Raw genomic sequence first — 20,279 nt, forward strand, 5'->3', positions numbered from 1 at the left:
GCACGCCCTTGCGCAAGGCGTCCCGCCGGCTGCACGCGTCCCGAGCTGCCACATACATGGGCGAGTGGGACTGACCCGGGCACCGCGGCGGTGAAGGAGTAGGCGAGACCGGACACCACCCGGCGGTTGCGGCCGGGTTCTGTGTCCGGCGGATGTTGCCGCCGCCAGGCACTGAGGCGCGCCTTGCGGGGGCCACACAGCCCTCGGACACCCGGTCCGGCGTCGGACGGCACCGCCCCCACACGACCGGAGTGATCGTGCGGGGCATCGGACCGCCCAGGCCGGACCAGGTGACCGGGGGCGTGAGGGAACCCGCCCACCCACCACGGACCGGTCCCCCGAAGGGCCGTCGCCGAGCGGGAAGCGAAAGCGGGAACCCAGCGCATCCAACACCGTTCGGGATGCGCCCAGAACACATAGGTGGGCGCAGGACTCACTCATGCGCACTGGCTAAGGGCTGTCCCGTAATCCCTGGTGGATCAGCGCGCGGCGTCAGATGCGGTGCATCGCAGGCGGAGGGACGTCCGCATACTGGGCGTATACGGGCGTTCCGACAACGCGGCGAGGTGCCGTAGCTGTCGTCGTGCGCCCGCCAGGGGTTACGGGACAGCCCTTAGGAACGGTCCTGCATGCCCACCGCCACCAACACATCGGGGCGACCTCGAAAGACTCGTCCTGTGACGACAGCACTCGCATGCCCGTACGGACTGCAAGCTGGTTCAGTTGCCGGTGACCGGGTATCGGCTTGTGATCGCGACGCGGTTGAAGGCGTTCATCAGCGTTGACAGCCAGGCGACCGCCGAGACCTGATCTGCGGTGAGCACAGATGCGGCCGCGTTGTAGTCCTCGTCGCCCACGTGCCCTTCCGACACGCGCGTGATCGCCTCAGTCAGGCGTAGGGCCGCGCGGTCGGTCTCGGAGAAGTAATCGGTTTCCGCCCATGCGGGCAGCACTGCGATCCGGTCGGGGTTCTCGCCCTTCTTGAGCGCGTCGCGGGTGTGCATTTTGAGACAGAACGCACAGCCGTTGATCTGGGACGTGCGGATCTTCAAAAGCTCGACCAGGAGCGGATCGAGACCTGCCGCGGTGGTGGCCTCTTCCACTGTCGACGACAACGCGATAAGAGCCTTGTAATTGGTCGGGTGCTGCTTTCCGATGTTGACGCGCTGCTTCTCAGTCTCTGACTCAGTCATGGGTTCCTCCTCTTCGCGTGGCCGGACGCCCCATAGGGGGCAGCCTCCGCCTCGCCTGATCTGATCCATTGTTACTAGTGTCCTGAGTCAGTAATTCGTTTGCAGTACGTGGCGAGTGATTCGAGGATCTGGTCGGCTGTCTTGGTCCAGATGAATGGCTTGGGGTCTTCGTTCCAGGTGGTGATCCAGTTGCGGATGTCCTTCTCCAGGGCCTGGACGGATTTGTGGACGCCGCGGCGTATCTGTTTGGCCGTCAGCTCTGCGAACCATCGCTCTACGAGGTTCAGCCAGGAAGAGCTCGTGGGCGTGAAGTGCATGTGGAATCTGGGATGGGCCAGGAGCCATTTCTTGATGTCGGCGGTCTTGTGGGTCGCGTAGTTGTCGCAGACGAGATGGACCTCGAGGTCGTCGGGGATCTCTTTGTCGAGCTTGGTGAGGAACTTCTTGAACTCCGTCGCGCGGTGGCGGCGGTGGAGGGAGCCGATGACTTTGCCGGATGCGGCGTCGAACGCGGCGAAGAGGGTGGTGGTGCCGGCGCGGACGTAATCGTGGGTGGCCCGCTCCGGCACCCCCGGCATCATCGGCAGGACTGGCTGAGACCGGTCCAGGGCCTGGATCTGCGACTTCTCGTCCACACACAGCACCAACGCCCGTTCAGGCGGGTCGAGATACAGGCCGACGACGTCGTGGACCTTGTCGACGAAGAACGGATCCGTCGACAGCTTGAACGACTCGAAGCGGTGCGGCTGCAGCCCGAAAGCCCGCCACACACGTGAAACCGTCGACTGGGACAGACCCGTCTTCTTCGCCATCGAGCGCGTCGACCAATGCGTGGCGTTCTCCGGCTTCGACTCCAGAGTCCGTGCGATCAGATCCGCGACCTGCTCGTCCAAAACCGTGCGAGGCCGGCCAGGACGCGGCTCGTCCTGCAGACCAGCGAGCCTGTCGACCAGGAAACGCTTCCGCCACTTCGACGCCGTCTCCCGCGTCACACCGATCTCGCCCGCGACTGCCTTCGTCGAGACCGGAAACCCGTCCTCACCCACCGCTTCACACGCCAGGATCAAGCGGGCTCGAAGAGCCATGTCCTGGGCACCCTTGCGCCGCCGCACCCACCGCTCCAACTCCCCGCGTTCCGCAGCAGTTAGATCCAACGGCACAAGCTTCGGTCCCGGACGAGTCATCCCCAAACCATAGACGAATTATTGACTCAGGACACTAGCGATGGTGATGCGCAATGGGAATTGCGACTTAAGGCTTCTCGTCGCGCTTTTGTTCGCGTCTGGCGCCGGCCCGGGCCCGGTCCCAGCGGGTGTGCGCGGGGCAGCTTTCGGCTGGCCTCCGGCATGCGGTCAGGAGTGGAACTCCTCCATGGACCAGCAGCCCTGGTGGTCGGCGAGCTTGAGGATGGCATCGGCGTCGTCGGCCGGGGGGCGTATCCCTTCGGCTTTGATCCGACACCTGAGCGCCTGGCCCTGCCCTCCGGTCTTCTCGACAATCCGGTCCCAACTCCTGGTGACTGCCGCGTCGGCGGGTCCCAAGTCCAGGCAGGTGACGTAGGGGTTGAAGGCGAAGGGCGCCAGGTCCAGTCCGAGAATGTCGGCGGCCACGTTATGGCCGGCGAGTTTACCCATCGTGATGGCGTGCCGGCAGCTCTGGATCACCGTGTGTCCCCCATCGGCGACAGCCGCTGCTGTGTCACCCGTCGCGAACACCTCGGGCGCTCCGAGAACGCGCAGGAACTCATCCACCCGCAGTCGCCCACTCCGGACGCGCTCGCTGGGGATGCACTGGGTAAGCGGGCTGGCGGCCATGCCGGCCGTCCAGATCACGGTGGAGGACGGGATGAGTTCGCCGTCGGAGAGCTCGACCTCGCTGTCGGTGACCAGCTCAACCGCCTTGCCCAGGCGCATTTCGACGCCGAGATCACTCAGGACCGAGCTGATGTGCGGGTGCGGATCCCCGCCGAGTTCGGGGCCCAGCACGTCGGCGCGCTCCACCAGGACGACACATGCGTCATCAGCGTCACCAGCCAGTTCCCGCAGTCGGGTGACCAGTTCCGTGGCCATTTCGAGGCCCGTGAAGCCTGCTCCGATGACGACTGCGGTGAAGCGACCAGCCATCGCCGGGCGCTGCGGCAGGCGTTGCACATGGTGGTCGAGGGCCGCGGCGGCATCCTGGGTGTCCACGTCGAAAATCCACTCGGAGCCGGGGATCGCCGGGCGCACGAGCTGGCTACCGGCGGCCAGCACCAAACGGTCATAGCCCAGTATCATGTTCCGGCCGCTTCGGACGAGCGCGTTTACCGTCCGGGTACTGGTGTCGATGCCGGTGACGGTCGCAGCGATCCGCCTCACCCCGATCGGGCCGAGCACCCTGTCCAGCGCCACGCGCATCACCTGCGGGGCGGCCTCGTAAAGCCGCGGACGGATCACCAGGTCGTCACCGCTGCTGACCACCGTCACCTTTAGTTGCGACTGCGGCACGCCGTGGGCGCGTGCTGCGCGTACGGCGGCGGCGGCTGTCCACACACCGGCGAACCCACCACCAATGATCAGGATGTTCTTCATCTGGATTAATCTCCGGAAAGCTGCGGTCATGCCGCGCGGGAAGAGGATTAGTCGCGCCAAGGTGCCGGGCGAACGTGTCACGCCACGGTGGGACCGTGTGCGTCGGTCTCGGCCTGCACGTCGGCGAGAGTCCGCCCGGCCAGCGCCTTCCGCCAGGCCACTTTGCCTCGCCTCATGGCGGTCGCCGTCCCGACGGACCATGACGCGCAGGGTTTCTCGACGGTGCCCGCGCGGCTGTAGAGCACGGGACCGATCTGGACTGCAGCGGCCTTCACGACGGTGGGGGTGTCTCCTTGCACATGTACGGTCGGTACGACCTCGCGAGGCTGCGCGTGCCCGGACAGGCGCCCGATGAAGGGGCAGTCGAGGCGGTCCAGGAGGGACGGGGCCCGGCCGAGCGCACAACTCCGGCTTCCGCTGTGCGACTGCCGGCGGCTGACGCGAAGCGCGGCAATTCACGAAACAATAGGAGCATATACTCTTATTTGCTTGCGAGCAAGGAGCAGTTCCTCCCGAAGCTGTCGCGACTTGGCGACGCCGAGTCGCCCGGGCCTGGCCCCCATCGCGGCGTCCCGAAAGGTGGCCGCGCCCATTCCTCACATGGCCGTCAACCGGTCGCCCTGCGGTCTCTCCGCGCGCAGCCGTCAGCGGGCCCCTGGGTACGAACGCGCGGTCGCTCGCGCGGCCAGGGTGCATCCTCGTACGTTCAGCGGCGGCGTCCGGTCAACTCGATTCGCGCTGGTTCCGACCGCGCTGGGGACCACCCTGGGCGCGGCCCAGGATGCCGCGGCCGCAACCGGCCTGGGCACGGAGCCGCCTTCCCAGCAGTTGGCGTTCGTAGCGGCACTTTCCGGATGCCCGTCCGGCGAGGACTGGAGACGACGCAGCAGCCACCGTGCCGGTCCCCCGCCCTGATCAGCGCACGCGGATACCGGAGCGGAAGACTGCCTGTACGTCCAGGACGGCTGCAGGGTCATGCTCGACGTCGCCGTTGACGACCAGGATGTCGGCGTCGGCACCGGGGGTGATCCGGCCCTTGCGGCCCTCTACACGGCACAGGCGGGCTGCCAGGCTGGTCATGGAGATCAGCGCGTCCAGCGGCGCGACGCCCAGCCGGGCCAGGTCGGCCACGCCGTGGGGGAGGACGTTGTGCGGCTTCCAGGGCCCGATACCGGCGTCCGATCCGATGACGACGTTGGCGCCGTACTTGTGCAAGTTGCTGTAGGTGTCCAAGACGCCATTGACATGTGCGGCCATTGCATGTGCAGCCATGCCCTGGGGCGCTCGCACGGCTTCGCCGGGGTCCATGCCCAGCGTCAGGCTGACGAAGGTTCCCTTTCTCACGATGGCGTCGATGAGGTCGGGCTCGGAGGCGATGCCATCAGCAGTGAGGAAGGAGACGTGCTCCAGGCTGTCGACGCCCGCTTCGGCGGCGTCCCTGATGGCTTGGATGCCATGGGCGTGAGCGGCCACCGGCAGTCCGAGGCGGTGCGCTTCGTCCACAACGACACGCAGGTCCTCCAAGCCGTACTGCGACGCGTGCGGCGGCACGGAACCGGGTGTCATGTGGCCGCCGCTCGCCATGATCTTGATGACGGCACAGCCGCGGGTGTGATGCTCGCGGACAGCGGCACGCAGCGCTTCGGCGCCTTCGACCTCGCCGCCGAGGAAGTGGCAGTGGCCGCCCGGCGTGGTCAGCGGGGGGCCGGCAGCGAGGATCTCCGGACCCTGCTCCGGGTGCTCGGCCATCTCCTCCACGAGGGCCAGCGAGAGGTAGCCGCGGTCGCCGAGGTCGCGCACGGTGGTGATGCCGGCCAGCAGAGCGGACCGGGCCGCGGCCCGCATGTGCGCCAAGAGTTCGCTGTCGGAGGCAGCGGCCAAGGAGGTCACGGGGTCCGAGCCGGCGTCGAAGGCAAGGTGGACGTGGGTGTCGATGAGGCCGGGCAGCAGACAGGCCGAGCGGCCGAGGTCGATGACCTCGCTGCCATCGGCGGGCAGCGCGCCGGTGCGGTCCACGCGCACGATGCGGCCGCCCGAGACGTGCACGGTGGCGGGACCCGACAGGCTGAATCCGTCGAACATCGAACCGGCGTGTATGGCAAGGGAATTCATCGGTATGTCTCCGATCGGAAAGTGTGTGTCACGCGGAGATTCGCTCCGTGAGTCGAATCCCCGCGCCTTCGAAAAGATGACCGGCCGGCGTCAGCCCGTCCGGCCGTCAACACCCCGACGCTTTGGGGCGCGACGAGGCCGCGGGGCAAACATGGCCTTCCGGGTCAGCTCACCTGGCCGCGGGCGGCGAGGTCCTGCAGGCGGGCAGCCGTGCCGTCACGACGGGCACGCCACAGCCCGTACTTGGCCAGCAGGCCATTCGAGACCGTCAGGAGAGTCTTGTACGGTGGCGCGGCCAGCCCCTTGGACGTGTGAGGGGCGTAGCGGGCGCCTTCATCGGTGACGGTCAGCCATCCGGTGAACGTCCGCATGCCCAGCCCGACGCACTGAGGCCGGAAGGCGTGGGCGAGGAACCCGGCTCTGCGCCCGCCCGGCGGCAACAGGGCGGGGGGCACATCGAGGTGCAGGCCCGCGTCGTCGTGTCCGGTGACCGCCACCGGGACAATCACAGGGAAGCCGTCGGCGCCCCGGAAGGCCAGCAGCCGGTGCGGCAACCCACCGATCTGCCGCGCGACCGCGGAGAGGTCGACGCGTGGGCCCGTACCGTTCTTCGGCGGCTTCTGCTCGGCCGGTTCTTCAGACCAGGCGGTGCCCGTGACCGTCATCGCTCCGCGGGCCGCCAGATCGGGCCAGACGGCGACGCGCTCGACTTCGACGTCGACGAAGACGCGCTCCTGGTGGTACTCGCGCAGCAGCCAGTCCCATACGGGCCCGCGCTTGGTCTCCCCGAGGAAGGGTTCCGAGGCCCGCATCAGTTCCGCCAGGCGCTCCGGTGACGGGCGCAGATCAACCGACGCGGTGCCCTGCGCGAGGACATACGAGCTATTTGCGGCGAAGCCGTGATCACGCGTGTGATAAGCGAGTGAGACGTGCGGGTCCCGCAGAATGCGCTCCAGTTTCTTCTGGAAGCCGAGCGAGGTGGTGAAGCCGACACGGCCCGCCTCCCGGTCTGCGAGGCCCACCGGCGAGACGCTGGTAACCACGGCACCGCCGGCCGGGGTGACATAGGCGGCCGCGACGGTGAGGTCGCCCCTGATCACGGCGTCCGCCGCGTCCGGCCACCGGACGCGGGCGGACGTCATGAGCCGATCCCCCGCAGGATCCGCAGGTCGTCCGTGGCCTGCAGACGCATGGCGGCAAGCAGCGGGCGCACCGGATCAGGCAGGCCCGCGAGCACCAATTCCACCTCCGCGGGTGTGCCCGCCTCGTCGAGGAAACCGACCATCAGGTGTCCGGCCACAGGCGGCGTGGTCGCGATCACCCGCTGCGCGAAGTCCTGCCATTCCGCGGGACTGATGTGGTCGCGGAGCGCGGGGAAGAGGAGTGGCTCTTCATGGGCCAGGTGAGCGTGCACCGTGTCGCGCACCGCGACGGCCGCGTCCCGCAGTGCGACCCTGAGGCCGTCCGCCGCGCCCCCGCCGAGGCCTGTGCCGGCGGCCTCACCGGCCCCGTCCTCGACCTCGTCGGCGCTCAGATTCACCGCGGCCAGAAGGTCGAGCGCCGCGTCCAGCCGCTCGTGCTCCTCACTCAGTGCGCCGAGCTCGTGCTCCGTGGCCGGCGCCGCCGCAACGATCCGCGGCCACAGGTCGTCGTCCTCGGTCTCGTGGTGATGGCGCAGGTTCACGACGAGGAAGTCTCGCAGCTGTGCCAGCGCGCCGAGCGGCACCGAGGGGCGGACGGCCGCTTCGGCCAGCAAGGTGGTGGCAACGCGGTGGACCTGATGGGCAAGGCGGGTCTCAATGACCGCAACAGATTCGTTAGAAGTATCTATAGTCATAATATTGAACATATTCATTAAAGTCTCCTATTGTCAATGGTCACTCCCCGTGCGGAAGGTAAAATGCGCGGGTGACCACCCGGAAGTACCACTCCCCCCGCCGCACCGACTCGGCCGCCGCAACGCGTGAGGCCGTCCTGAGCAGCGCGCACGCGCTCTTCCTGGCCAAGGGGTATCCCGGGGTCACCATCGGGGAGATCGCGGAGGCAGCGAGGGTCGCCGTCCCGACCGTGTACACCAGCGTGGGAAACAAGCCGAGCATCCTGACGGCCCTGCTGGAGCCGGCCCTCACCGACCCGGCCATCGCGGACAACCTCGCTGCCATCGAGACCAGCGACGACCCGCGCACCGTGATCGAGCTGACCGCCGAGGGCACCCGGCTCACCCACGAACGCCACTGGGACCTCGTGTACGGGCTCTTCTACCGAAACCCCCCGGGGGAACCCGCCGTCAAAGCGGTCCTGGACAGGGGGGCCGACGACTATGTCCAAGCCCTCACCCGCGTGGCCGACCGCCTCGTGACGCTCGACGCGCTCCGCGCCGACGCCCCTCGCGCGGAGGCCGTCGATGTGCTCTGGTTCCACCTTGGCCCACATGCCTGGATGACACTCGTCGGCGAACGCGCCTGGCCGTTTGACCGCGCCCAGGCCTGGATCGCCCGCTCCGCCTGCCAGGCACTGCTGAAGGACTATCACTAGGGCCAATACCGGTGATTCAGGTAGCTTTCCGGCGTCTGCTGGTGGGTTTGGCGGGTGGGACCAGTGTGATTGCCGTGGTACGGACCTTGCGCAGCGCCAGGTTGTAGCACGTGTCGGCGAGAGCCGTCCGCGTCGGGCCATGTCGTCACGACAGGGCTTACCGACATGCCAATAGGAGCATATGCTCTCATTTTCGGAATGTCAAGAGGGTAGGTCTGGCGATGCGCGTGCCCTGTTCCGCCGGTTCCAAGGCCGCCCGCTCGGCCTCGGTGAACACCATGGCCTCACGCCGGGTCGCGATCAGGTTGAGACGTACGGGGGTTCCTCCGGCACGTGTGGCGTCCTTGGCGTGCACGTCGGCGTAGAAGCCGCAGCCGTTCGCTCCGGCCGGCCCGGATCTTCACCAGTTCCCGCGTCGCGGCCGACAGCGTCGACTCCGTGATGACCTTGCCTGTTCAGGCTGCACAGCAAGCCCCGGCCGTCGACGCCCGATCTCACACAGGGTCGACGACTCCCCCATACGCCCGCCCCAGGAATCAGCCGCAGCAACGGGGCGACCGGCGTCAGCCCTCAGTACGCCAGAAGCGTCGCGCCTACTCGACCCCACCGCTGAGCCAGTGCCTGCGAAGACTTCGCCCACCGGGACCACCGCACCAACGTCGCCCGTTCTTCCTCGGACAACACCAGCTCGGCCATCGGCCGCCCCATCTTCGCCATGGAAGCAGTCCACTCAGTCAACGAATTCCCGGCGCAGGACACCAGGTGATCGGCGGGACGGTGGGCAGGAACCCCGCAATGTCGCTGGGGGGTGCGGTCACTGGCACGCCGGCGCGCGCCGCTCCTGATCACATGCCCTCTGCTGAACCCGGAGTGGTTCGCGCGGCCGATCGAGTGGGGTCGGCTGGTGCAACCACAGCCGTCTCCATGGTGAACTCGGTCGCCAACTGAGGTCACCTGGCGGTGACAAGTCTGAGGAGCAGCAGCGCAATGTCGTCCGTCCGGGGGGCGGTCTGCCGTGCGTGGTCGATGAGGTGCGTGGCGAGTTGGTCCATGGGCTGGAGCGGGGTGCGGGCGAGCTGGGTGGCGAGCCCGGCCATGGCGTCGTCCAGGTCGACCCCGGGGGTCTCGATGAGTCCGTCGGTATACAGGGCGAGGACGGTGCCGGGTTCCAGCGGGATCTCGGTGGTGGGATAATCCGCGTCGGGGTCGATGCCGAGCAGCAGGCCCGGCGGCACGTGGAGGACCTCCGTGTGCCCGTCCGGGTGGCGCAGGATCGGCGGGGGATGGCCGGCGGTGGCCAGGACGGCGCGGCAGCGTGCGAGATCGAGCTTGGCGTACAGGCAGCTGATGAAGCGGCCCGGGTCCAGGTCGACCAGTTGGCGGTTGGCCAGCTCGAGGGCCTGCGCCGGCGTGGCCCCGGTGGCTGCGTGGGTGCGCATGGCGGGACGGGCCCGGCCCATGAGTGCGGCGGCGGTGGCGTTGTGGCCCTGGACGTCGCCGATGACTGCAGCCGCGGTGGTGTCGTCCACCCGAACCAGGTCGTAGAAGTCGCCGCCGATCTCCATGCCGCGCACGCCGGGCAGATAGCGGGCGGCCGCATCCAGTCCGGGAAGGTCCGGCAGCGAGTCGGGGAGCATGGCTGCCTGCAGAGTCTGCGCAAGCTCCTGGGCGGTGTCGTACAGGCGGGCCCGGTCCAGCGCCTGCGCGACCAGTCCGGCGAGTGCGGTCAGGATGGTCCGCTGGTTGCCGGAGAAGGGGTGGGGCCGGTCGAAGGCGAGCACGCACAGGCCCACCGGGCGCCCGGAGGTGATCAGCGGCAGATGGGCCCAGGCGTGAAGTCCGTCCTGGCGAGGGGCGAGCGGGTAGGCGCGGACCATCTCCTCGAAGGTGGCGAAGAAGTTCGGTACGCCCGCGGCGAAGGTGCCGACCGCGGCCGGGGAGGTCAGAGTCGCTCCGTCGAAGAGCTCCAGGGGCTGGGGGTTGTAGCCACGGCAGCCGATGAGGCGCAGCATGCCTTCCTGGACCGAGAACAGAGCCAGGGTCCGGGCGTGAAAGGCAGGAAGCATCTCGTCCGCGACCAGGTCGACCACGTCCCCGACTCCGGCGGCCTCGGAGAGGGTGGCGGCAAGGTGCAGCACCTGGTAGAGCTGGCCCAGGGGGATCGGCTCGCCCCGGGGCGTCCTCGTCCCGGCGGGCACTGCGCTCGAGGTGTGGTCGGGGTCCGTCGGCGAAATACGGGTGCTCACTCCGAAGGCATCGGGGTAGAGCTCGAATGCGAGCCAGCGGTTCGGCGGGATCATGGCGGTGAAGGACACGGGCTGCCGGCTGACCACGGCAGCGCGGAAGCGGTCCTCGAAGGCCGGGTCGGTGGACCAGGGCAGGGCCTGCCAGGGGTGCTTACCGAGCAGATCGCGGATGCTGCCGCCGAGCAGGTCGGCGGCAGTGGCGCTGAGGTAGGTGAATCTGCCCTCGAGGTCGAGGGAGCAGTTGCCCTCCGGCAGGCGTTCGGCGAAGTCCGCTGCGGCCAGTGCCTCGGCCGGATCCCACTCCCGGGTGGGTGGCCGGGGCAGTGTGCGCGGCAGCGCCCCCGGAGTGACCGGCCGGCCGGCCTCGGCGGCATCCCGCAGGAACCGGCCCAGACGTCGGCAGGCGAGGCCGACCCGTTCAGGGCCTGGGCTGGCAAGTTCGCCAGTTTCGCAGCAGGGCCAGAACAGCAGCAGCGTTCCCCAGGTGGTGGTGCCGGTCAGGATCGGCGCCGCGGCCACCGCGAAGTGGTACGGCAGGGCGATCGCCGTACGCGGGTAACGTCGGGCGAGCTCCTGATGCTCGCTGAGCCACAGGAGCCGTCGCTCGCGCACCGCCACGGCCACCGGATCGAGACTGGCCAGCCCCACCCCCAGCCAGGGCGCGAGATACTCCGCCGGCATGCCAGTAATCACCTCGAGCCGCAGCGCCTGCCCATCGGGCGCCAGCAGGAAGACCGCTCCCGCGTGCGCGCCCGTGTCGCACACAGCGAGATCCAGCAGCCGGTCCAGCTCCGCTCGGCGTGCCGACCCGGAGGCGCCGGGCGCGGGAGATCCGGATGGCTGTGCTGCGCCGTCGGCCATAGCGCGCATGCCACAATCGTACGTCCGGGCCAGGCCACCCACCTGGGAGCCGGGTCTGCCGCTCCTTCGGGGTGCCGCCACGCCGTAGCGTCGACTACAGCCAAGCAGTCCCTGGCGGGCCGGTCACAGGGCGCCGGTGAAGTCGCCGGCCTCGCAGGGGCGGCAGGAGAGTTCATGGGCGACGTCAACGATCGCCGAGACCATCTCCTGGAACGCCGGTTCCGCACGCGTAGCGCTGGGGGGCGATGCCGGTGAACGGGGCGGACGAGGGCGAGCGCGCGGCGCAGTGCGACGACGCCGTCTTCGTCGTGGCGGGCGACGCGCCGGAATCGGGTCCACTCGCAGGTGACGGCAACCCCGAGACGGTACCGGTTGTCACCGGCGTCCTGGGCCCGGGGGAAGCAGGCGGTGGCATCGCGGTCCTTACCGAGCCAGGAGCGGGCGCCGGGTTGCAAGCAGCCATATACGAGCATATGCTCGTATATGTTCTGCCGGAGATGTCGCTTATTGGCGGGACGGAAGCGCGCGCACCATCCGGCGCTGCGCCGGACCCCGAAGGAGACCAAACATGCAGCAGTACTACCCGTGGTGGCTGGACAACCTGGCCGACGATGTCACCCTGGAGGCTCCGGCGATGCAGGGCACCGCGCGGGGCGCGGAAGCCGTTCGAGCCATCGTGATCAAGGCGAAGGCACTTTACGAGTTCCAGGATTTCCACTTCACCGGCGACTACGGCGACAAGGGATTTCTCGAGGAGTACGATGCCGCGGTCGACGGACTGCCCCTCCATGTCGTCGTCACCGTCGCCCGCAACGACGCCGGGCAGGCCCAGCACCTCACGGTCAACCACCGGCCCCGCAACTCCCTGCTGCACTTCTCCCGCCAGTTGCGCAAGGAATTCGCCGGCACCCCCATCGCTGAGCACTTCCTCGCCGACGAGTCCTGACGCTCCCGGATCCACCGAAGGCACACTCCGGCTCCGGTGGATCCTGGCCAAGGGCGCGCAGATCTTTGACCCGTGGCCTTCCGCTCGGTGGTTCGTCGGTCCGACATGGGTACGTTGGAAGGGCAACGGGCCATGTTGTCAGCCGAGTTCGGGGCGATTCTGCCGCATCTGGACGAGCGGTAGCGTCGTCTGTTGATAGGGGCGGAGGCCCGGTCGCTCGGCCACGGCGGGATGAGGGCGGTCGCCCGTGCCGTCGATGTCCGTGAGGCCACTGTGTCGCTCGCGGTGCGGGAACTCGACTCCGGAAAGGCGCCGTTGGGGCGGGTCCGCCGGCCCGGCGGTGGCCGCAAACACGTCGTCGACCTGGGCCCTGCACTGCGGGTTGCGCTGCTCGCCCTGGTCGAGCCGGACGTCCGCGGGGATCCCATGTCTCCGCCGCGCTGGACCACCAAGTCCACTCACAAGCTCGCTGAGGGGCTGACTCGCCAGGACCACAGAATCTCCGCGGACACGGTGGGCACAGTCACCGCTCACCCGCAAGATCAAGGTCGCGCCCACCCTGACCCTGAGCAACGTCCGTTGCCTCGCTGCGGCGCCAGGGGTGTGCGATCGGGGCAGCCACGGCCCGCCACCAGGGATCGAGGGGAAGCGTTCCCGCGGGCTCGAAGGGCTCGCCCGGCTGCGGGAATGCGGCCGGTTGCTCGGCTTCCTCGGCGGCGTCCTTGGTCCACTCGCCGGGCTCTGCCCACGGGTGCATGGAGAGGGTGAAGGTGCCCCAGTGGATGGGCATCATGACGCCGTGCGGCTTGCCCCCTTGCAGGTCAAGGTGCGCCTGGATCCCCTGAGCGGGCGTCATGTGGATGTCGGGCCACCCACCGGGGAGTGGGGTACAGTCCGTGTGGTTCTTGGGCCAGTACTCGGAATACGCCCCGATCTGGATCATCGTGGCGTCGAACGGGCCGTGCTCGGCGCCGATGTCCTTGAAACCGGGGAAGTATCCGGTGTCCCCGGAGTGGTAGATCCGGTGCTCGGGGCCGGCGACGACCCACGATGCCCAGAGCGTGTGCTGCTGGTTGCGCAGGCCTCGCCCGCAGAAGTGCCGGGCCGGGGTCGCCGTGAGGCTGATACCGGCGATGTCCGTGGTCTCGTTCCAGTCGAGCTCACGCGTCCGGTCGGGCGACACGCCCCAGCGCTCCAGGTGGGCCCCGACACCGAGCGGCACCGCGAAGACCGTGTCCGTCCCGGCGAGGGCGCGGATCGTCGGCAGGTCGAGGTGGTCGTAATGATCGTGGGAGATCACGACGGCGTCCAGCGGGCCGAGCGTCGCGAGCGGCAGGGGCACCGGATGCAGCCGCTTGGGCCCGGCGAACGCAAAGGGCGAGCAGCGCTCACCCCACACCGGGTCGAAGAGCACCCGGCGGCCGTCGATCTCGGCGAGTACGCTCGAATGCCCCATCCAGGTGAGCCGCAGCCCCGTGGCGGGCGGGGCTGCGAGGTCTGCGAGGGTGGTCGCGTGGACGGGTACGGGGCCTCTCGGCGACCTGCGTACCCGCTCCTCCTTGCGAAAATAGACCTTCGCGAACTCAAGGGTGGAGCCGGAAGGCCTGGTCCGCGCCCCCACCGGGTTGCGGAACACCCCGTCGGCGAAATTGGGCGAGTTCCTGATGCGCTCCATGCGCGCGCCGTCCGGGTCGGCGCCGAATGCGGCGGGTCGCAGCGAACGCAGCCTGCTGCGGAGCGGATGCAAGGAGTCAGCGCCGGTCACAACATCTCCTGAGGGAGTCGGTGTCGTTTCATTATGAGCAGGGGGTACGACAGTGCGCGTACGCGACGGCCAATGGTGACGGCCGCGCCCGGCCGCGTCAGCCACGCGGCTGCCCGTACGCATGCTCGACATGCAGCCGCAGCAGGATCCGGCGGTCGTGGACCATCGCGCTGCGGAAGTCGTCCCAGTCGGGGTGCTCGCCCTGCAGGTCGCGATAGAGCCTGACCAGCTCCTCGACGGTGGCGTCATCGGGATCGGCGGCGACCGGCGACAGCTCCGCCGTACCGTCCGCGACCGTCCAGGCCCAGCGGTCCTTGCTGGTGACGTGGTAGCTCGCCCTCGGGTCGCGCCGCAGATTCCGCGTCTTCGCCCGGTCCTCGGTGATCGAGACGCGGATGACGTGCTCCTCGGGGCTGTAGAAGTGCATGACATTGGACAGCTGGGGGCGGCCGTCCCGCTTCAGCGTCACGAGCACCCCGCCCGCCTCCTCTGCGATCAGCCGAAGGAGGTCTTCCTGCTGTGCGTCGAATCCCGTCATGCCGAATCCAACGTCCGTGACCGTCGCAGGATTCCGCGTTCGGCCACTCGCTCGTGTCACATCCGTCGCACCCGTCCGTCGTACCCGCGGCGGAAGCCGGCCGCCCCGGATGGGAAGGCTCGCCGGCACCGGTCGGCCGGGGCCGCATTGACAGGGGCTCCACACCCTCCCGATACTGACTGACGATTCAGTAAATCGAACGGTCGACCGGGGGAGGCGGCGCATCCGGGCAGCCGGGCACCGCCGCGGCGGCCGATCCGCCGTCCGCCGCCCTGCCCGTCCGCACCCCGCCCCGGCTCCGACTGCTCCGGGGCCCGCCCCGACCCCGCCACCGAGGAGCTGCCCCGATGACGACACCGACGACGCCGATGATGTCCGCGAACGCCCTGCCGGATCCGCTGATCTCGCTGACCTGGACGGACCACGTCACCGGACGCCGGGGCCACCTGGTCGTCGACCGCCTGGTACGCGGGGTGTCGAGCGGCGGGCTGCGGATGCGGCCGGGCTGCACGCTCGACGAGGTGGCCGGTCTCGCCCGGGGCATGACGATGAAGGAGGCCCTGCACTTCGACGCCGACGACGCGCAGGCCCGCTACATACCGCTCGGAGGCGCCAAGGGCGGCATCGACTGCGACCCGCGCGACCCGGAGGCGTACGGCGTTCTGGTGCGTTACCTGCGGGCCGTGCGCCCGTACATCGAGAACGTCTGGACGACCGGCGAGGACCTCGGACTCACCCAGGACATCGTCGACCGGGCGGCCGCCGAGGCCGGGCTCGTCTCCTCGATCCAGGCGGTCTATCCGCTGCTCGACGACGAGGCGACCGCGCGGCGGCGGCTCGCCGACGCGTTCGCCGTCGAGGTGGACGGCATCGGGCTCGACGAGCTGGTCGGCGGCTGCGGGGTCGCCGAGGCGACGCTCGCCGCGCTGGACCGGGCGGGCGTCGCACACCCGCAGGCGCGGGTCGCCGTACAGGGTCTCGGCACGATGGGCGGGGCGACTGCGCGCTTCCTCGCCCGGGCCGGACTGAAGGTCGTCGCCATCGCCGACATCAAGGGGACGATCGCCAACCCGGCGGGGCTCGATGTCGAGGCGCTGCTCGCCACCCGTGACACGTACGGCACGGTGGACCGCGGTTCGCTGAGGGACGGGGACCGGGAACTGCCCGCCGACGCATGGCTGTCCCAGGAGGCGGAGGTGCTCGTACCGGCAGCCGTCTCGTACGCCATCGATGCCACGAACCAGGCCCGGATCACGGCCCGTTGGATCGTCGAGGCGGCGAACATGCCGGTGCTGCCCGAGGCCGAGGCGCTGCTCGCCGAGCGAGGGATCACCGTACTGCCCGATGTGGTCGTCAACTCCGGTACGAACGCCTGGTGGTGGTGGACGCTGTTCGGCGACATCGGCGCCGACGCCGACGAGGCCTTCGGGCACACCCGCCGCGCGATGCGCGCCCTGATCGGCCGGATGCTGGCCCGCGCCGAGGCCGACGGCTCCACTCCGCGGGCGGCGGCCCATGCTCTCGTCGCCGAGCGACTGCCGGTGATGGCCGAGCGGTTCGGCTGGTACCGGTGATCCGGCCCCGGCACTGAGCGCGTCCTGCCGGTCGGCCCGCCCACCGCCGAGGCCCGGCAGGCCGCCCAACTCCCGCTGCTCCCAGGGCAGTACGGCGAATAGGTGCCATGGCAGCTTCCCGCCGGCGCCGGTCACCATGGTTACGCCATGCTCCTGACAGTCTCACCTCACCACCCCCTGAGAACACACGAGTTCACGAGGTGAGAATGAGACGGACCAGATGGGCGGCGGCCTGCGCCACAGCGCTCGCCGCCGCCCTTGCCGGTGGAACACTCACTGCCGCCGCCGACCCGCACGCCCCCGCGTTCGCCGACCCGGCCGCGGGTGGGGCATCGCGTACCGTCACCCTGTTGACCGGTGACGTGGTGACCTACTCCGGCAGCGGGGACACCGTACAGATCAGCGGCATCGTGCCGGGATCCGGCCGCGAGGGCATGGGCTTCACCCGGTTCCGGGCGGGCGGCCACGAGTACGCGGTGCCGATCGACGCCGTCGGACAGATCTCCCAGGGCCGGGTGGACCAGCGGCTGTTCGACGTGACGGAGCTGGTCGCCTCGGGATACGCGGACAGCAGCACCGACACGCTCCGGATTCTGGTCGACGGCGCCACACCGTCCGCCGACAGTCCCGACGCGCCGAAGGGCGCCCGCGTCGCCGCAGCCTTCCGGTCCACCGGGACCACGGCACTGACCGTGCCCAAGAAGTCGGCCGGCGCCGTGTGGAGGCAGCTCGGCACCGCATCCCGGGCCCGTACCGAAGGCATCGGGAAGGTCTGGCTGGACGGGAGGGTACGGGCGACACTCGACACGTCCGTCCCCCAGATCGGGGCGGACAAGGCACACCGGGCCGGGATCACCGGGAAGGGCACCAGAGTCGCGGTCCTCGACACCGGCTACGACCGCGGCCATCCCGATCTGAAGGATGCCGTCACCGCTTCGCAGAACTTCACCGAGGACAGCGACGTCCAGGACCGGCAGGGTCACGGCACCCACGTGTCGTCGATCATCGCCGGTTCCGGTGCGGCCTCCGACGGCCGGTACGCGGGCGTCGCCCCGGGAGCGGAGCTCATCGAGGGCAAGGTCCTCGACAACGACGGCTACGGCTACGACTCCTGGATCCTCGCGGGTATGCAGTGGGCCGTCGACCAGGACGCCAGGGTCGTCAACATGAGCCTCGGCTCGAACCGGGCCTCCGACGGGACCGACCCGTTGTCCGCCGCGGTCGACGAGCTCTCCGCCGAGCACGGCACGCTCTTCGTGATCGCTGCGGGCAACACCGGCGACGAGACGATCAGCGCGCCCGGCGCCGCCGATGCCGCCCTGACAGTCGGCTCGGTCACCAAGTCCGGTGAGATGTCGTCGTTCTCCTCGCGCGGACCGCGCAAGGCGAGGCCCGCCGTCAAGCCGGAGATCTCCGCACCGGGCAGCGCCATCGTGGCCGCCCGCGCCGCCGGCACCCTGGACGACGCCGCCGTCACCGATCAGTACGCCTCGCTCTCCGGTACGTCGATGGCGAGCCCGCATGTCGCGGGAGCCGCAGCCCTGCTGGCCCAGCGTCACCCCGACTGGTCGGGGGCGCAGCTGAAGTCCGCGTTGGTCGGCAGCGCGGCACCCGTCGCAGGGGCCACGGTCGCCGACACGGGAGCCGGTCTCACCGACGTACCGGCGGCGCTGGCGGCGAAGGTGGTCGCCGAACCTGCCACGCTGGCCGCCCACACCGCCTACCCGAACACCGCCGCCGCACCGCAGAGCCACCGGGTGACGTGGACGAACACCACGGACAAGCCCGTGAAACTGCGCCTTTCCGCAGGGCCCGGCCGGGCGATCCGGCTGGACGAGCAGACGGTGACCGTGCCGGCGCGCTCGTCAGCGGCCACGGACGTCACCCTCGCACCGTCGCGGGTCGATGCGGGGACGACGTACAGCGGGGCGGTCACCGCGACCTGGCCGGGGGGCGGCCGGGCGACGGTGCCCGTGTCCGTCGAGGCCGACCCGGAGACGTACGGCCTCACCCTGACCGGCCCCGCACCGCGCGAAGGTTCCGAGCGCACCTCGACAGGGGTGGTGCTGCAGAACGAGAGCACCGGCACGTCCCAGCTCATCGGGCTGGACGGCACCAAGCCGAGGACGCTGACGCTGCCGCGCGGCAGCTACCGGATCCTGGGACACACCTGGGAGTACGACACGGTGGGCAACACGATCGTCGGGTCCACGGCGATCCACTTCGCCCGGCGGGTGACGGTCGGCCAGGACAGCTCCGTCACCCTGGACACCGCGGGCGCGAAGCCGGTCAGGATCGGCGTGGACGACGGGTCGGCGCGGGTGTCCCTGCAGTCGGCGACCGCGATCGCGTCACGGACCGGGCCCGGTACGGACGCCCAGGACACCGGTCTCGTCGCCCCGAGCGCCGCCGGTCAGTACCGCGTGGAGGCGGTGCCCACCACCGGTGGGACGATGGACGGGCTCGACTTCTTCGGCGAGCTGAGCTGGCAGCAGCGGGAGGTCGACGCGCACGAGCCCGGATCGTCGGCCGACGCGCTGAAGCTGCTGCTCTCGCAGTACAGCATCTACAGCTGGCTGGGTACGGCCACCGGCGAGGTCGTCGACATCGGCACCGGGGCGGACATCGACCCGGCGGCCATGGATCTCAAGGGCAAGATCGTCCTGTGGACCCCGGCCACCAGCCAGCCCGCGGTCAACAACGCGCTCTACCAGAAACTGTCGGACGCCGGCACGGCCGCCATCATGTATGTCGGCTACGGACTCTCGGTCTACAAGCCGACTCCGATCCTGAGGCTGGACGCCGCCAGTCTGCCCGACCTGCGGGCACGGCTGGCCGAAGGGCCGCTGACGCTGACGGTCGACGGCATCAACACCTCGGCGGACGCCTACTTCCTGCACCACTCCGTCGGCGGCAGGGTCCCGGCCGGCGCGGACTGGTTCGACCAGCGGTCCCGTCTCGCCCAGGTGAAGACGGTGCAGCGCACGCACGGCTACCCGTCCGACCCCAAGGGCATGTACGCCTGGACAACCTGGCACGGGCTGACGCTCTTCCAGCAGTCCACGCGCTACCGGCCGCCGTCGGAGCAGACGCTCTACTACACGTCGGACGTGGCGTGGACGACGGCGACCTTCCACTACCAGTACGACGTCTCCGAGCGGGTCTACCCGTTGGGAACACTGGTCGGCCCGCCCACCGTGTACCGCGCGGGCGGGAACTACCGGGACGACTGGATGTCCGCGCCCTTCAACCCCGCGCTCGGCAAGCAGGCCGGACCGGCGCAGATCACCCGGGACGGCGACAAGCTGAACGTGGCGCTCCCGGTGTTCTCCGACGCGGCCGGACACCGCGCCGAGACGGCGCCGGTGGCGGACACCGGCAGCACGGTGCTGGCGGACGACAGCGGAAAGGTACTGGCCCGCAACGGTGCACCCGGTCGCGCCACGTTCGACCTGCCGCGCAAGGACAGCTGGTACCGGCTGACCGTCGATGCCACACGCACGTCACCGGATCCGGTGACGTGGATGCTCGGCTCGCAGGTCACCAGCGAGTGGCGGTTCCGCTCCGGCCATGAGCAGTCCGCGGCTGCGGCCCGGCTGCTGGACCTCGACTACCGGCTGCCGCTGAGCGGCGAGAACACGGCCGACGCGGCGAAGCCGCTCGACTACACGGTCGGCCTGACCGCACAGGGCAGTGAGCGGGCGCTTCCCATCGCCTCGCTGAAGGTGTGGTACGCGACGGACGGCACCGACTGGAAGCAGGCCACGACGGCGCGCGGCGCCGACGGCAGGTGGAAGGTCGCGGTGCCCGCGACGGGCACCGCGAAGGTCGATCTGCGGACGACTGTCACGGACACCACGGGTGCGTCGCTGACGGAGACCCTGATCGACGCGTACAACTCGGGCTGCGCCGACATCTGGTGCTGACCGGGGCCTGACA

General features: G+C 69.6%; 14 protein-coding genes and 2 pseudogenes. 5 read left to right on the plus strand and 11 right to left on the minus strand.

The window, feature by feature from the left end; all coding sequences use genetic code 11:
• Positions 1-719: 719 nt before the first annotated feature.
• The 7 genes from OG878_RS06075 to OG878_RS06105 form a co-directional block, all read right to left on the minus strand.
• Positions 720-1,193 carry a carboxymuconolactone decarboxylase family protein gene (locus OG878_RS06075; protein ID WP_328885808.1) on the minus strand — a complete coding sequence of 158 codons (474 nt, stop codon included), beginning with the start codon at positions 1,191-1,193 and terminating at the stop codon, positions 720-722.
• A gap of 74 nt (positions 1,194-1,267) precedes the next feature.
• Positions 1,268-2,377: an IS630 family transposase gene (locus tag OG878_RS06080; protein ID WP_328885022.1), complete on the minus strand. Its 1,110-nt coding sequence runs from the start codon at positions 2,375-2,377 to the stop codon at positions 1,268-1,270.
• Between the two features lie 168 nt (positions 2,378-2,545).
• Positions 2,546-3,763 carry an NAD(P)/FAD-dependent oxidoreductase gene (locus OG878_RS06085; protein WP_328885809.1) on the minus strand — a complete coding sequence of 406 codons (1,218 nt, stop codon included), beginning with the start codon at positions 3,761-3,763 and terminating at the stop codon, positions 2,546-2,548.
• Between the two features lie 77 nt (positions 3,764-3,840).
• Positions 3,841-4,038, minus strand: coding sequence for a hypothetical protein (locus OG878_RS06090; protein WP_328885810.1), 198 nt, complete (start codon positions 4,036-4,038; stop codon positions 3,841-3,843).
• A 640-nt stretch (positions 4,039-4,678) separates the two neighbouring features.
• Positions 4,679-5,875 (minus strand): metal-dependent hydrolase family protein, encoded by a 1,197-nt coding sequence (locus OG878_RS06095; protein WP_328885811.1) that lies wholly within the window; start codon positions 5,873-5,875, stop codon positions 4,679-4,681.
• A gap of 164 nt (positions 5,876-6,039) precedes the next feature.
• Positions 6,040-7,017 carry a hypothetical protein gene (locus tag OG878_RS06100; RefSeq protein ID WP_328885812.1) on the minus strand — a complete coding sequence of 326 codons (978 nt, stop codon included), beginning with the start codon at positions 7,015-7,017 and terminating at the stop codon, positions 6,040-6,042.
• On the minus strand, positions 7,014-7,712 hold the full coding sequence (locus OG878_RS06105; protein WP_328885813.1) for a hemerythrin domain-containing protein: 699 nt from the start codon (positions 7,710-7,712) through the stop codon (positions 7,014-7,016). The genes OG878_RS06100 and OG878_RS06105 overlap by 4 nt, the downstream gene beginning before the upstream one ends.
• A 71-nt stretch (positions 7,713-7,783) precedes the next feature.
• On the opposite strand from OG878_RS06105, the gene OG878_RS06110 reads away from it, so the two are divergent.
• Entirely contained in the window at positions 7,784-8,410 is a 627-nt protein-coding gene (locus OG878_RS06110; RefSeq protein WP_328885814.1) for a TetR/AcrR family transcriptional regulator, read from the plus strand.
• A 217-nt stretch (positions 8,411-8,627) separates the two neighbouring features.
• Here the strand turns inward: OG878_RS06110 and OG878_RS06115 are convergent.
• Together OG878_RS06115 and OG878_RS06120 are read right to left on the minus strand one after the other, a co-directional pair.
• Positions 8,628-8,862, minus strand: a pseudogene (locus OG878_RS06115) (carboxymuconolactone decarboxylase family protein); the annotation flags it as partial.
• A 498-nt stretch (positions 8,863-9,360) separates the two neighbouring features.
• Positions 9,361-11,526: a SpoIIE family protein phosphatase gene (locus tag OG878_RS06120; RefSeq protein WP_328885815.1), complete on the minus strand. Its 2,166-nt coding sequence runs from the start codon at positions 11,524-11,526 to the stop codon at positions 9,361-9,363.
• Positions 11,527-12,085: 559 nt separating this feature from the next.
• Between OG878_RS06120 and OG878_RS06125 the strand changes: the two genes are divergently transcribed.
• Positions 12,086-12,463, plus strand: a complete 378-nt coding sequence (locus OG878_RS06125; protein WP_328885816.1) for a hypothetical protein — start codon at positions 12,086-12,088, stop codon at positions 12,461-12,463.
• 105 nt (positions 12,464-12,568) lie between these two features.
• Positions 12,569-13,027, plus strand: a pseudogene (locus OG878_RS06130) (ISAzo13-like element transposase-related protein); the annotation flags it as partial.
• Here OG878_RS06130 and OG878_RS06135 read toward each other — a convergent pair.
• A complete protein-coding gene (locus OG878_RS06135; protein WP_328885817.1) occupies positions 12,987-14,228 on the minus strand; it encodes an MBL fold metallo-hydrolase in 1,242 nt (413 codons plus the stop codon). The pseudogene OG878_RS06130 and the gene OG878_RS06135 sit on opposite strands and share 41 nt — an antisense overlap.
• Before the next feature lie 97 nt (positions 14,229-14,325).
• Positions 14,326-14,766: a PPOX class F420-dependent oxidoreductase gene (locus OG878_RS06140; RefSeq protein WP_328885818.1), complete on the minus strand. Its 441-nt coding sequence runs from the start codon at positions 14,764-14,766 to the stop codon at positions 14,326-14,328.
• A 347-nt stretch (positions 14,767-15,113) separates the two neighbouring features.
• Between OG878_RS06140 and OG878_RS06145 the strand changes: the two genes are divergently transcribed.
• Complete coding sequence (locus tag OG878_RS06145) at positions 15,114-16,340, plus strand: Glu/Leu/Phe/Val dehydrogenase dimerization domain-containing protein (protein ID WP_328885819.1); 1,227 nt, start codon at positions 15,114-15,116, stop codon at positions 16,338-16,340.
• 206 nt (positions 16,341-16,546) lie between these two features.
• On the plus strand, positions 16,547-20,266 hold the full coding sequence (locus OG878_RS06150) for a S8 family serine peptidase (protein WP_328885820.1): 3,720 nt from the start codon (positions 16,547-16,549) through the stop codon (positions 20,264-20,266).
• Positions 20,267-20,279 lie beyond the last annotated feature (13 nt).

The sequence above is a fragment of the Streptomyces sp. NBC_00316 genome, from assembly GCF_036158715.1.
In the GTDB taxonomy this organism is placed as follows: domain Bacteria; phylum Actinomycetota; class Actinomycetes; order Streptomycetales; family Streptomycetaceae; genus Streptomyces.